The organism is Pseudomonas sp. LFS074 (assembly GCF_047978165.1).
Lineage (GTDB): Bacteria > Pseudomonadota > Gammaproteobacteria > Pseudomonadales > Pseudomonadaceae > Aquipseudomonas > Aquipseudomonas putida_P.
Genome location: NZ_JBFPFV010000001.1, coordinates 1,678,884 through 1,691,664 on the forward strand (window position 1 = coordinate 1,678,884; position 12,781 = coordinate 1,691,664).

A 12,781-nucleotide genomic window follows, 5' to 3' on the forward strand; every position below is an offset into this window, starting at 1 on the left:
ATGCCCGTCGTCACTACCTCAGAGAAACCAGCTTCCTCTGCTGCCAAAGTTGCGGGGGGGCTTTTGCTGGTACCCAGTCCCGACAGATGCGCAGTTGCAGCCCTCAGCTGTAAGGATACACGAGCTGACAGGCGTGTCAGTCAAATTCGAAGGCCGCGCCTTAACGCACCATACAACGCGACCTATCCCTGAACCACCAGAGTCAATTCCTCGTCAGGCCGGAAGTGCAAGCCAAGCCGTACCTGACAAAGGAAGGGTGCACTCCAAATCGTATTTCAGCGCTTCAGCCAAGAATGCGACTTGCTCGACTCCAGAGGATCCGTGCATTCACCGCACGTCCTAACGACCGATATTGACTGGTATTACCCAGTTCCAACGTATCTCCTACAAGCTTCACGGTTCGCGGCTGCACTTGGCCTATCCAATTCGGGAACATCGAGACTGCGATGGTGTGGGTGAGCTCACCCGAGTGTTCGTCTACATCAAAGGGGCCGCTGTAGGAGATGTACGACAGGCCTTGAGAGCGGTACTCCGCATCAGTACCCTCGAACCAGTCACCTGATGAAAACGATGCTCGATTCGGCATGCTCAACTGAGCCGACATATAGCCATCTGCCGAGTAGATTATGAATCCTTCAGGATGTTCACCGAAGGGGTATACAGGGGCAGATCCGTCCACTGGGTATTCTGTGTAGGTTTCGAGCACCCAGGTTCCAATCAGTTTTTCTCGCATGCTCATAGTCGTACCTCACATCGTCTGCTGCATGTCATTATCGATTGGCAAAAGCTGCCCAGAGATTGACTTGCCTGCGTCCGATGCCAGGAAGACTGCTAGTTCTGCAATGTCTTTCGGGTCCACGAGGCGTTGGAGGGATTGAACCGAAAGCGCCTTCCTACGTTCTTCCTCCACGGAGTTGCCGCTGAGACTGGCTCTACCTTTGAGCACGTTCTCAAAGCGTTCCCCTTCGACAGCTCCGGGCAGAATGGCGTTTACACGGATCCCATACGCGCCGAGCTCGCGTGAAAGGCTCTTAGTGAAACCAATCAGTCCCCATTTACTGGTCGAGTAGGGGGAACGATCGGGGTAGCCCAGTCGTCCCGCAACAGAAGACATGTTGATGATTGAGGGGCGGGATGAACGCTTGAGCGCAGGAACGGCCAGGCGCGTAACGTTGAAGGTACCATTCAGGTTTATCTGCATGACCTTGTCCCACACATCAGGGTCAAGCTGCTCAACCGGAGCGGTGGGGCCGGATACCCCAGCGTTGTTGACGAGAACATCTAAACCACCCATGGCATCGATGATGCCTGGAATGCTGAGTTCAAGGCTGCTGCGATCAGCTATATCGCACACTGCGATGCGGATAGAAGGATGCTCTAATTTGAGGCGGCTTAAGCCCTCAGTGTCGATGTCGACTACCGTGACGTCGGCGCCGCGGCTGTTGAATGCCAGCGCGATCGCATGCCCGATACCAGATGCTCCCGCTGTTATCAGTACTTTCTGCTTGGTCATGATTGATTCCCAATAAATGCTCTGGGAGAACAATAGATTCCCGTGAAGCTATCCATGAAATTGTTTATCGTTATGCGACCTATCATCAGGATGGATTGGTCATGGACCTATCGCGTATCGACCTCAATCTCTTGGTTTCGCTTGACACGTTACTGGCTGAGCTGAACGTGACCAGGGCAGCTACACGGCTTCATATCAGCCAGCCAGCAATGTCTGCACAGCTGTCACGCTTGCGCGAGCTCATGGACGATCCGCTGTTGGTCCCTATACAAAAAGGCCGGAGCATGACCCCTACTGCCCGGGCCTTGGCGTTGCGGGGACCTCTTCGCTCGGCATTGAAGACTCTCGGTTCAGTCATTCAATGTGAGTTGGGATTCGATCCTTTGAACGACAAGAGGGTCTTCCGGATAGCCGCCTGTGATACAGCCTTGAGCACCATCTGCGAGCCGTTGATCGCCTCAATCACCAAGCACGCAGGCACGCAGATTCAGGTGTCTCTCAATGCCGTTGATCCTGGACTCATAGGACGGCAAATGGAGGAGGGTTTTTTCGATCTGCTGATCGACTCAAGCCGCGGCGTTCCGCAGGGGGTAAAACTCACAGCACTGGGGAACGATGAGTTCGTCATGGCGCAGCGCAAAGATCACCCTCGTGGACGCGAGCCTCTTACCCTGGATGGGTACTGTGAACTCAATCATCTTGTCGTATCGCCAGAACGGGAGAGCTTCAGGGGTTACATGGATGAGTATTTGCGCTCCGCCGGCATGAGCCGAAGGATCAACCTTACCGTGCCGACCGCTGGGATGGTCCCAGGGGTCCTGATGTCGACGGACTTGGTCTGTACGATGCCTCGCATGCTTATTCAGTCCCAGCACGAAGCCATCGAGACGTTTGAGTTGCCGTTTAAAAGCGAGCCTTTCCAACTCGTGATGGCTTGGCATCCGAGGGATGATGCTGACCCGGCTAATCGCTGGCTGCGTCAGTTGGCCCAAAATCTGGCTGCATCACCTCAACCCGCACCGAGTGATGCCAATTAATTTCGTTATCTGTATAGCGGCTACTGGGCCTGGATAGCTACGTTTGAAGTCGAGCGGATAATTAGAGCTGTGGCCTCGGATGCGCCGGTCACACCTTAACGGCTCCCAAGAGCCCCACAGCCCTGACAACGAAAAAAAGAGGGTTTGCTTCATGCCAGGTACGATGTTGGCCGCTCGCCTCCACGAAGTTGGTGGCAAATTTACCGTGGACGAAATTCCTCTTCCTGATGTTGGAGAGCATGACGTCCTGATCAAAACTGCCGCCTGCGCTGTTATCCCCAATCTGCGCAACGTCGTCACAAATTTCCCGGAGTGGTACCCGTTTCTACCGCTGCCTGAGCTGCCTGCTGTGTTCGGTTTGGACGCCGCTGGCACCGTGGTATCGGTTGGTCGCTCTGTGAAAGATTTCAAGGAAGGCGACCGGGTCTACGTCAATCCTGGACTGAGTTGCGGTACATGCAAACAGTGCCTGGTCGGACTTCCGACGCGGTGCGCTAGCTATACCTTCATGGGCTATTTCGGATTCAGCCCGTCTTCGAAAGAGGTATTCCGCGAGTATCGCCATGCCGGGTACGCCCAATTTCTCCGAGCACCTGCGCGTAACCTGATCACTTTGCCTGACGACTTGTCATTCGAGCTAGCCACACGCCTTGGATACCTAGGCACTGCTTACTCTGCGTTGAAAAAGCTCGAACTCACGCCAGGTCAGAGCTTGCTGGTACTGGGGGCTTCTGGAACCTTGGGTATCGGTGCGACACTGGCCGCAGTAGCGATGGGCGTGACGGATATCATCGTGGCAGCACGAGATGGGACTGCACTCGAACGGCTCCGCCAACTGGCCCCAAAGCGCATTCGCACGCTGCAAATCACGAGTACCGACTTGCATTCAAGCATTCGTGAAATGGCTACGTGCGGAGTTGATGCAGTCGTTGATACGCTTGGCGCGAAGGCTCCGGCGGAGCTTTCTGTTTCGGCCATGAACGCCGTTACGTCGGGAGGAAAGATCGTACAGATCGGCGGTGTCAGCGGACCTATTCCTATCGATCCTCACCCGTTCATGTGTACACAGCTTCAGTACATCGGCTCCCTGTGGTTCACCACCGCAGAAGCCCAGGAGCTGATGGCGTTGATCAGAACGGGATTGCTCGACACCAATCAGTGGGCACCTCGACCCTACACACTGGACCAGCTCAACGAAGCCCTTGAAGACATCAAAACCGATGCCAGCGGCTTCCTGAACTACTACATCGTGCACAGCTAATGGCGGAGCAGGGCGACGATACAGATCGTCGCCATGACGTTGTTCTCAGTTCCCTTTTGTTGCTAGGTTGCTCGTATAACTCATTGCCTTTTTGAGGGCTCTCTATGGCCTGGCCCAACGTCGCCCCATTCGTACCATCTGATCAGGTTCTCGCGGATTTCAGCGTCTGCGAGTCGTCGAATCTTGAGGAGGCAGTGCTGTGCGGTGAGCGGATGTTTTGCAAGAACCGGCTTGAAAAAAAGGGAACCGAGTTCAAGGCTCAATTTTTTCATCGGTCGGCTGGCGAGGCTGGGGTTGCCAGAATGTCCTTTGGGGGAGAGGTCGCTATCCATCCAGGGAAGCTGGATAATATCGTGCTGGTCCAGTCGGTCCTCACTGGCCATGAACACGTGATCAGTGATCAGTTACGCCTCAACTGCAACCCGGGGCATGCCACCGTTTTCAACTACCACCGGCACTCCTTCTTCAATCATTTCCCTGGCACTGACAAGCTGCTCGTCCGTATTGATCGAACGCTGCTGGAAACCATGCTTCAACGTCAGCTGGGGAGGAGTATCAAGCAGGACATTTCCTTTCAGCCTCAGTTGCCAATGGATACCTTCGCTGGCCAGAATTGGCTGCAGACACTGGGGTGGGCTTACAGCCAGCTGTCGTCCAAGTCATTACATTCATCGCATCTACAAAGCCTAATTGGTGAGGTGCTGGCCTCTTCTTTGCTCGAGTTCCATGAAAGTAATCACAGCCAGGCGCTGCGGGATTCGGCCGAAAAGAAAGTAGTCCCCGCGGTTGTACGGATGATTGAGGAGTTCATGGAAGAGCATGCTCAAGAGCCCCTCACGATCTCGCAGATTGCAAGGCACGCTGGCGTGACTGCTCGAACAGTTCAGCTGAGTTTTCAACGCTTCCGCGGACTGTCACCGATGCAATTCTTGAAGGAGATTCGCCTGCGGCGCGTTCGTGTAGAGCTCGAGACCCCGCAGCATGCTCACGTTCAAGTTTCGTCCACCGCATTGAAATGGGGCTTTACCCATCTCGGTCGATTTTCCTCTGATTACAAGCAGCGATTCGGAGAATCACCTTCCATGACGATCAAGCGGAGAGGGGGATAAATGAGCTTTGTTCAGCGTCTGCTAATAGTGTAGTCCTATGATAAATTGTAGTTGAACAAGCAGGGTGGTGTTGAGCGAAGAAGTCTATCGATAGTGACTATTATTATGTTTGATTTCACCGGTTGGAGGTTTTCCATTACTGTACATCTCGATGAAGTGAGGCGCGGTACCCTTCCTTGTACCAAGCGAGTGTCCTTCATTGCCCTTTGGTGTTGCCGCTTGCCCGCAAGCGGCTTTTTTACCAAAATTCTTTAAGTCGTTGCTTCTCAGATGAGCGCGTAGTGGCCTTAATTTTGGCTCCTTGGATGGTATAAATAACCTCCCTTTACTATGGCCGTTAGGCCATAGTTTTTTTACGTCTTCGATTTGGAATAGGGTGAAGCCGCCTGGGGGAAGGCGGTTTAAATATTGCACTTAACTTACTGAGCGCTCTCTTTATCCACGCTGGCGAGTGCCTCCTGCAAAGTGTGGAATGCAGGTCCTAGAGCAGTAGCGAGCTGGTCAGCGCGCTCTGTTGGTATCCAAGGCCGCTTACCCAAAAAGAGCTCATCGCCAAATCGTTTGCGAAGCTTGGCTATGGTATTGCTGATGGCTGGCTGTTTTACCCCCAAGCGTTGGGATGCTCGTGTCACTCCTTTCTCTTGGTACACCACCAAGAAAGTGATTAAACTATGTAAGTCTGCATTCAGCAAGATTTTTTCAGGGCTCTGCATGTTGGCTCCGTATTTCACTATCCATAAATAATGATCTGAAGCAGATGCTTCGGCAGCTGGATGTCAAGCACGCTATCAACGCTGCGAAACTCGAATTTGAAAAATGATCAATCATATCCTTTTCGTTGGTCCAGAAGCCGCTAATAATCATCGAGCTGAAGTATTTGTTTAGCGCGATTATCGAGTAGCTCATGCACCCCGGCTCGGTGCGGAGCACGTTGACCAGCTCGTCTATGGCTAAAAGAACATCATCGTCAGGACGCTTATCAAAGCGAACCTCTATCGCGCTTGCTGATGTCAACGACATTGCTATTGCTCCCGATTTAAAATTGGCGTTGGCTCGCCACTTTAGGTCGAAGAATTTATTCAAGCATTCTCTTGAAAAGTAGGGCAGCACTTCTGTAAGGCGCTGCCCCAGATTCTCAGTTCTGGCTTACGCTCCAGCCGCCCCCAAGGGCTTTGTAAAGCTGGACTTCACTGTTGATTTGATCGAGCTGATCATTCAATAGCTTCTGTTGTGAGGCGAACAGTTCGCGTTGGGCATCCAGTACTGTCAAGTAGCTATCAATGCCCTGGTCGTATCGCTGCTGCGCTAAGCCAAAATACGATTTGTAGTTATCAACCAATTCGTTCTGAGCACGAAGCTGCTTGCCATAAGTTCCCCTCGCAGCGAGGCCGTCGGCTACCTCCCGGAAAGCCGTTTGGATACTCTTTTCATAAGTCGCAACGCCCACATCCTTCTGAATTTCAGCGTAATCGAGATTGGCTCGCAGCTTTCCTGCATTGAAGATCGGCACACTGATTTGTGGAGCGAAGCTCCAGCTTTCAGATCCGCCGTTGAATAGTCCGTCCAGATCGCTGCTGGCTGAGCCCGCTGACGCTGTCAGGCTTATGCGTGGAAAAAATGCCGCACGAGCCGCCCCGATGTTTGCATTAGCGGCGATAAGCTGATGCTCGGCAGAACGGATGTCCGGTCTGTTTAGTAGCAGATCTGCTGGTAGCCCTGCTGGAACCTTCCCTATGGCACTCATGGCCAGTGGCAAGTTTTGTGGCAAATCAGTTGGAATCTTGCAGCCCAGCAACAATTGCAGTGCGTTTACATCCTGCGCGATACGCCGGGTGTACAAAGCCTGCTGTGCTTGGGCTTGGTTAACCAGCGTCCTCGCCTGTCGAACATCCAGCTCCGACGAAGTACCCGCCGCTGCACTGGACTCGATCATTGCCAGGCTTTCGACATAGCTGGTCAGCGTCGCTTCGGTCAGCTCCAAAAGTGCTTGGTCGGTTCGCCACAGAAAATAAGTGGTTGCCACATCGCCTATCAGTGCGATCTGAACGCTGCGTTGCGCCTCCTCAGTAGCCAGATACTTTTCAAGCGCTTGGCTGGACAAGCTTCGGATTCGGCCAAATAAGTCCAACTCGTAGGCAGTCACCAGGCCGACTTGGTACTGGCTATCGATCCGAGAATCGCCGGTGGGGGACAAATCATCAGGCAAGCGGGTTCGATTTCCAGATGCTTCGCCATCAAGTGTGGGAAACCGCTCCGCTCGTTGGATACGGTAAAGCGCTCTGTAGGATTCAACATTTTTGGCAGCGATTCGAAGATCTCTGTTGTTCTCCAACGCCGCATTGAGGAGGCGGACCAGCGCTGGATCTTTGAAGAAATTTTTTGCCTCGGGGAGAGCCGCCGCGATACTACGCTGGTCTCCCTGCCCGCCGTAGGCCTCGCCCGTTGGCCATTGCGCCTGCACGGGGGCGGCTGGCTGCTGGTAGTCGGGCATCAAGCTGCATCCGCTGAGCATCAGCAATGCAAAGACGGGGAGCGACTTAAACTTCATGAGTCACCTCCTTGACCGCTTTTGGCTTTCGTTTCATGAGCCCCTCGAAAAGCTTGACAACTACCACGTAGAACAGCGGAACAAAGAAGACGGCCAGCACGGTTGCTGTGATCATGCCTCCGACGACGCCCGTAGCAATGGAGTGCTGGCTCCCAGCGCCTGCGCCCGATGCAATGGCCATCGGCAGCACACCGAATGTGAATGCCAGCGAGGTCATCAAAATCGGACGCAAACGCAGCTTGGCGGCCTCTATCGCAGCTTTGACGATCGGATAACCTTCCTTTTCATACAGCTCTTTTGCGAACTCCACGATTAGGATGGCGTTCTTGGCGGACAGGCCAACTGTCGTCATCAAGCCCACCTGGAAGTACACATCCGCCGTCAGGTCGCGCCAAAGCGTTGCCAGCACGGCGCCCAAAATACCCAGAGGAACAACCATGATCACCGAGACCGGTACCGACCAGCTTTCATACAGTGCGGCCAGGCACAGGAATACGATCAGCACAGTCAATGCGTAGAGCAACGGTGCCTGGTCGCCAGTCTGTATTTCTTCATAAGAGAGACCGGTGTAGCTCAGGCCGATGCCAGCAGGCAGCTTTTGCATGATTTCAGCGATGGCAATCATCGCGTCACCAGTGCTGTATCCAGGGGCTGGCTCGCCGAGGATGTTCAGGGAAGAAATGCCACCGTAGCGCTCCAGCTTCGGTGAGCCGTTCGCCCACTCACCGGTTGCAAACGCCGAGAACGGAACCATCTGGCCAAGGCTATTGCGCACGTACCATTTATCGAAGTCTTCTGGAGAGATTCGCGAGATGTCTTCGCCCTGTACGTACACCCGTTTGACCCGACCGCGGTCGATGAAGTCGTTGACATACATCGAGCCCCAGGCTGCCGACATCGTTTCGTTGATAGACGCGATGCTTACCTGCAGCGCACGGGCCTTTTCGTCATCAATGTTCACCTGGAATTGCGGCTCGTCGTCCTTACCGTTTGGACGCACTGCTTGGAGTTTGGGGTTTTCGCTTGCCAGTTGCAGGAACTGGTTTCGAGCTGCCATCAATGCTTCATGACCAAGACCTAGGTTGTCCTGTAGGTACAAGTTGAAGCCCATCGCGTTCCCCATTTCCAGAATGGCAGGGGGCACGAACGCCATGACGCTGGCATCTTTGATCTTGGCAAAATGCTGATTAGCCCGTTGCGCGATGCTGAATACGTCTTGCCCAGCGCCGTGACGCTCCTTCCAATCCTTAAGGGTAATCAGTACCAGCCCCGAGTTCTGACCACGACCAGCAAAGTTGAAACCATTCACCGTCAGGAAGTGCTCAACCAACGCACCTTCATCATTGCTCAAGTAGTCTCGCACCTCTTGAAGCACACCCTCGGTGCGCTCCGCTGAAGCATTTGCCGGCGTACGCACTTCGATCATCATCAAGCCCTGATCTTCGTTGGGCAGGAATGCCTTCGGGATCTGGGTGAACAGATAGCCGGTTCCTCCAGTGATCAGCAAGAACGCAAGCAGGTATCTACCGCGCCCCTTCAGCATTGCACCGACGCCTCGCTCGAATCGCAGAGTGCCGCGGTCGAAGATGCGGTTGAACCAGCCGAAGAAGCCCTTTTTCTCGTGGTGGGAAACGCCTTCCGGAGCTTTGAGGATGGTCACGCAAAGTGCTGGAGTGAACACAAGCGCGACAAAGATCGACAGTCCCATGCAGACCACGATGGTGATCGCGAACTGTTGATAGATGATGCCAGCGGATCCACCAAAGAAAGCCATCGGTACGAACACAGCCGACAGCACCATGCCGATACCCACCAAGGCCCCGGAAATCTGGTCCATTGACTTACGGGTAGCCTCAAGTGGCGTCAACCCTTCGTCGTGCATGAGCCGCTCAACGTTCTCGACCACGACGATCGCATCATCGACCAGCAAGCCGATGGCGAGCACCATGGCGTACATGGTGAGTACGTTGATACTGAGGCCGAAATAGGGCAGAAGTGCGAATGTGGCGAGCAGCACCACGGGAACTGCCAGGGTGGGGATCAGTGTGGCCCTGAAGCTCTGTAGGAACAGATACATAACCAGGAAGACCAGTACCACCGCCTCAAAAATAGTGTGTACTACCGACTCAATCGAGGCATCAACGACAGGTGTTGTATCGTAGGGATAAACGACCTCCACGCCATCTGGCAGATAGGCCTTCTGCTCCTCCATCAGCTTCTTGACAGCTTCTACGGTCTCCAGCAGGTTGCCACCGGTGGACAAACGCAGCGCCAGGCTTGCGGTTGGGGAGTCCTTGTATTTCGCGGAAATGGCGAAGCTGTCAGCCCCCAGTTCGGCACGTCCGACATCCTTCACTCGTACCTGTGAGCCGTCCGCGTTCACCTTGACCAAGATCTCATCGAACTGGCTAGGCGTTGTCATGCGCGTCTTGCCGAGAACGGTGGCATTCAGCTGGACGCCTGAGCGAGTTGGTAGTCCACCCAACTGGCCAGAGGACACTTGGACGTTCTGTTCCCGGATAGCATTGGCTACATCAGTAGGTGTCAGCTGATAGCTGTTGAGCTTGCCTGGATCTAGCCAGATACGCATTGCGTAAGGCGAGCCAAACAGCTGGAAATCACCGACGCCTGGAATGCGCGAAATGGGATCCTGAAGCTGTGAAGCGATCAGGTTGCCCAGGTCGAAGTTATCGAGCTTCCCCGAGCGATCCACCAAGCTCATGACCAAGAAGAAATTCATCTGGTACTTCACTACGCGAAGCCCCTGACGCTGAACTTCCTCCGGCAAACGAGGTGTCGCCAGTTGCAGCTTGTTCTGCACCTGAACTTGAGCGATGTCCGGATCGGTCCCCTGTTCAAAGGTCACGATGATGGTCATGCTGCCGTCAGAGGCGCTCTCAGCCGACATATATCGGAACCCATCAAGACCACTGAGCTGTTGCTCAATGACCTGGACCACCGTGTCCTGGACGGTTTGTGCAGAAGCACCTGGGTAGCTGACCTGGATCGAAACGGCAGGGGCCGCGATGTTTGGATATTGGCTAATCGGCATCTTGGCCAGCGAGAGCGCGCCGGCGAGCATTGCCACGATAGCGAGAACCCAAGCGAAGATCGGCCGGTCGATAAAGAAGCGAGACATTTACGGCGCCCCCTCAGTTAGCCGAGGCTTCAGTGGTAGCGGCGAAGTCAGCTACCAAATCCACATTTTTGGCTTCTACCGCATTGACGGCGATGCCGCTGCGGACACGTTGAACACCTTCGGTCACGATTCGCTCTCCCTCGGATACGCCTTTGCTGATCAGCCAGGCGTTGCCCACAGTTCGTAGGGTCTGGACCTCGCGGGCCTCAACAGTGTTGTCGGCCTTCACCACCCAGACACTTGGCACGCCACGCGTATCGCGGCTGATGGCTTGTTGTGGAACCAGGATCGCCGCCTGCTGCACACCTTCCTTCAGGAGGGCGTGAACAAACATGCCTGGAAGCAACTTGCGATTAGGATTCGGGAATTCGGCGCGAAGGGTTACTGAACCTGTGGTCGGATCAACGCTGACCTCAGAAAACTTAAGGGTGCCCGGGATTGGGTAAGCACTACCGTCATCCAGGGTCAGGCTGACTTCGGCCTGGTTCTCACCTGTCTTCTGAAGTCGCCCTGACTCCAATGCCTGTTGCAGGCCCAGCAGCTTCGTGATCGGCTGAGTGACGTCAACATAGATCGGGTCCAGCTGAGTAACAGTGGCGAGCGACTGTGCTTGACCGTTAGTAACGAGTGCACCCTCGGTAACTGTCGACCGTCCGATGCGGCCTGAGATCGGCGAAAGCACACGGGTGTACTGAACGTCGATACGAGCGACCTGATAGTCGGCCTCCGCCTGTTTCCATGCGGCAAGGGCATCGTCGTACTGCTGCTTGCTCACAGCCTTGGTTTTCAACAACGTTTCATATCGTCGCGCCAGGTTCTGCGCAGTAGTTCGATTAGCTTCGGCCCGACGCAATTGCGCCTCATAGGTACGCGGGTCAATTTGATAGAGCTGCTGACCCAGCTTGACCTCAGTCCCCTCAACAAAGGACCGCTTTTGAAGGATCCCCGATACTTGTGGGCGCACTTCCGCTACCCGGTAGGCCGAGGTCCGGCCGGGCAGGTCGGTTGTTAGGGTCAGAGATTGTGAGCGGACGGTGTATACGCCCACGTCAGGGGGGGGCGGAGCTGAGGCGACGTGGTCTTTTTCACCACAGGCGGTCACCAGCATCAGCGCCGTTAGAGGAATTGCATGTAATGCACGCGAGGATCGTATCTGTCTCACCGATTTGCTCCATCTCTGCGCCCCCTATGGCGGGGACTTGTAATTGCTGAATCACAATGTGGGCAAGTGTATCATTATGCGGTACGATGAGCGCAAGCAAGCAGTAACGACCATCGGTCGAACTTTGGTGAGATGGGTGTTTGGAACGTGTGACTGGCTAGGCGAGGCACGGAGCTCTAAAGTGGCGGCCATAACAGATGCTGCAGCGGTGCACGCTGAGGAGAGATATGAACCAATCAGACGAAATCGGTGGAAAGGCGGGGGGTATTCAAGTCATCGCCAGAGCTGCTTCGATAATGCGAGCCCTTGGCAGTCATCCGAATGGCTTGAGTTTGGCGGCTATCGCGCAGTTGGTCGGGCTGCCGCGCTCTACCGTCCAGAGAATCATCAACGCCCTGGAAGAAGAGTTTTTGGTTGAGGCATTGGGCCCTAGCGGAGGCTTCCGCCTTGGGCCGGCGCTTGGCCAGCTCATCAACCAGGCACAATCAGACATTCTTTCGTTGGTAAAGCCGTACTTACGCTCATTGGCGGAGGAGCTTGAAGAGTCGGTCTGCCTGGCTTCTCTAGCCGGCGATAAAATCTACGTGCTGGATCGCATCGTGTCAGAACGAGAGCTGCGTGTGGTGTTCCCGATTGGCATCAATGTGCCCGCCGCTGCGACCGCCGCAGGTAAGGTCCTTTTGGCAGCGCTGCCTGAGGAGTCACTCCCAGCAGCACTCAGTGATCAACTTCCAGTGTTCACCCCAAACACGCTCGAACGACAGGCGCTGATCAAACAGCTGAGTGAAGTCAGGGCGAGTGGGGTGGCAAGCGATCTGGATGAACATATCGATGGCGTTTGCTCATTCGCAACGCTTTTGGATACCTACCTTGGCTATTACTCCCTCGCAGTCGTAATGCCGAGTTCCAGAGCGAGCAAGCAGTCCGACACCATCAAAAAAGCTCTGCTATTGAGCAAGCAGAATATAGAGCGCGCCATCGGTCGCGCGTCAAAGAAAGCGCCCTAGTTAAA

The 12,781-nt window shown here is 54.6% G+C and carries 11 protein-coding genes; 4 read left to right on the plus strand and 7 right to left on the minus strand.

Annotation, left to right across the window (positions count from 1 at the left end; all coding sequences use genetic code 11):
* Positions 1-283 precede the first annotated feature (283 nt).
* Complete coding sequence (locus ACNQP3_RS07775; protein WP_238546575.1) at positions 284-733, minus strand: lipocalin-like domain-containing protein; 450 nt, start codon at positions 731-733, stop codon at positions 284-286.
* Between the two features lie 15 nt (positions 734-748).
* Complete coding sequence (locus ACNQP3_RS07780; protein ID WP_135198382.1) at positions 749-1,513, minus strand: SDR family oxidoreductase; 765 nt, start codon at positions 1,511-1,513, stop codon at positions 749-751.
* Positions 1,514-1,614: 101 nt separating this feature from the next.
* Here ACNQP3_RS07780 and ACNQP3_RS07785 point away from each other — a divergent pair, with 101 nt between their 5' ends.
* The 3 genes from ACNQP3_RS07785 (at position 1,615) to ACNQP3_RS07795 (ending at position 4,920) form a co-directional block, all read left to right on the plus strand.
* On the plus strand, positions 1,615-2,550 hold the full coding sequence (locus tag ACNQP3_RS07785; protein ID WP_173880928.1) for a LysR family transcriptional regulator: 936 nt from the start codon (positions 1,615-1,617) through the stop codon (positions 2,548-2,550).
* Between the two features lie 151 nt (positions 2,551-2,701).
* A complete protein-coding gene (locus ACNQP3_RS07790; protein WP_173880925.1) occupies positions 2,702-3,811 on the plus strand; it encodes an alcohol dehydrogenase catalytic domain-containing protein in 1,110 nt (369 codons plus the stop codon).
* A 104-nt stretch (positions 3,812-3,915) separates the two neighbouring features.
* On the plus strand, positions 3,916-4,920 hold the full coding sequence (locus ACNQP3_RS07795; RefSeq protein WP_135198385.1) for an AraC family transcriptional regulator: 1,005 nt from the start codon (positions 3,916-3,918) through the stop codon (positions 4,918-4,920).
* 419 nt (positions 4,921-5,339) lie between these two features.
* Here the strand turns inward: ACNQP3_RS07795 and ACNQP3_RS07800 are convergent, their stop codons facing one another.
* Genes ACNQP3_RS07800 through srpA form a run of 5 tightly spaced genes read right to left on the minus strand, consistent with a single transcriptional unit; the run spans position 5,340 to position 11,769 of the window.
* A complete protein-coding gene (locus ACNQP3_RS07800) occupies positions 5,340-5,633 on the minus strand; it encodes a LysR family transcriptional regulator (RefSeq protein ID WP_135198386.1) in 294 nt (97 codons plus the stop codon).
* Positions 5,620-6,003, minus strand: coding sequence for an antibiotic biosynthesis monooxygenase (locus ACNQP3_RS07805; RefSeq protein ID WP_173880923.1), 384 nt, complete (start codon positions 6,001-6,003; stop codon positions 5,620-5,622). The genes ACNQP3_RS07800 and ACNQP3_RS07805 overlap by 14 nt, the downstream gene beginning before the upstream one ends.
* A gap of 52 nt (positions 6,004-6,055) precedes the next feature.
* Positions 6,056-7,468: a solvent efflux RND transporter outer membrane subunit SrpC gene (gene srpC, locus ACNQP3_RS07810; RefSeq protein WP_173880921.1), complete on the minus strand. Its 1,413-nt coding sequence runs from the start codon at positions 7,466-7,468 to the stop codon at positions 6,056-6,058.
* The gene (gene srpB / locus ACNQP3_RS07815; protein ID WP_173880919.1) at positions 7,458-10,607 is read right to left on the minus strand and encodes a solvent efflux RND transporter permease subunit SrpB; all 3,150 of its coding nucleotides are present in this window, start codon (positions 10,605-10,607) and stop codon (positions 7,458-7,460) included. The genes srpC and srpB overlap by 11 nt, the downstream gene beginning before the upstream one ends.
* A gap of 13 nt (positions 10,608-10,620) precedes the next feature.
* The gene (gene srpA / locus ACNQP3_RS07820; RefSeq protein ID WP_148299951.1) at positions 10,621-11,769 is read right to left on the minus strand and encodes a solvent efflux RND transporter periplasmic adaptor subunit SrpA; all 1,149 of its coding nucleotides are present in this window, start codon (positions 11,767-11,769) and stop codon (positions 10,621-10,623) included.
* 227 nt (positions 11,770-11,996) lie between these two features.
* On the opposite strand from srpA, the gene srpS reads away from it, so the two are divergent.
* Positions 11,997-12,776, plus strand: coding sequence for a solvent efflux transporter transcriptional repressor SrpS (srpS, locus tag ACNQP3_RS07825; protein ID WP_173880917.1), 780 nt, complete (start codon positions 11,997-11,999; stop codon positions 12,774-12,776).
* Positions 12,777-12,781 lie beyond the last annotated feature (5 nt).

Bases quoted from the DNA above. Each gene is read 5' to 3' on its own strand.
- ACNQP3_RS07785 (WP_173880928.1), top strand. From the start codon at position 1,615: ATGGACCTATCGCGTATCGACCTCAATCTCTTGGTTTCGCTTGACACG.
- ACNQP3_RS07800 (WP_135198386.1), bottom strand. From the start codon at position 5,633: ATGCAGAGCCCTGAAAAAATCTTGCTGAATGCAGACTTACATAGTTTA.
- ACNQP3_RS07780 (WP_135198382.1), bottom strand. From the start codon at position 1,513: ATGACCAAGCAGAAAGTACTGATAACAGCGGGAGCATCTGGTATCGGG.
- srpS (WP_173880917.1), top strand. From the start codon at position 11,997: ATGAACCAATCAGACGAAATCGGTGGAAAGGCGGGGGGTATTCAAGTC.
- ACNQP3_RS07790 (WP_173880925.1), top strand. From the start codon at position 2,702: ATGCCAGGTACGATGTTGGCCGCTCGCCTCCACGAAGTTGGTGGCAAA.
- srpB (WP_173880919.1), bottom strand. From the start codon at position 10,607: ATGTCTCGCTTCTTTATCGACCGGCCGATCTTCGCTTGGGTTCTCGCT.
- srpC (WP_173880921.1), bottom strand. From the start codon at position 7,468: ATGAAGTTTAAGTCGCTCCCCGTCTTTGCATTGCTGATGCTCAGCGGA.
- ACNQP3_RS07775 (WP_238546575.1), bottom strand. From the start codon at position 733: ATGCGAGAAAAACTGATTGGAACCTGGGTGCTCGAAACCTACACAGAA.
- ACNQP3_RS07795 (WP_135198385.1), top strand. From the start codon at position 3,916: ATGGCCTGGCCCAACGTCGCCCCATTCGTACCATCTGATCAGGTTCTC.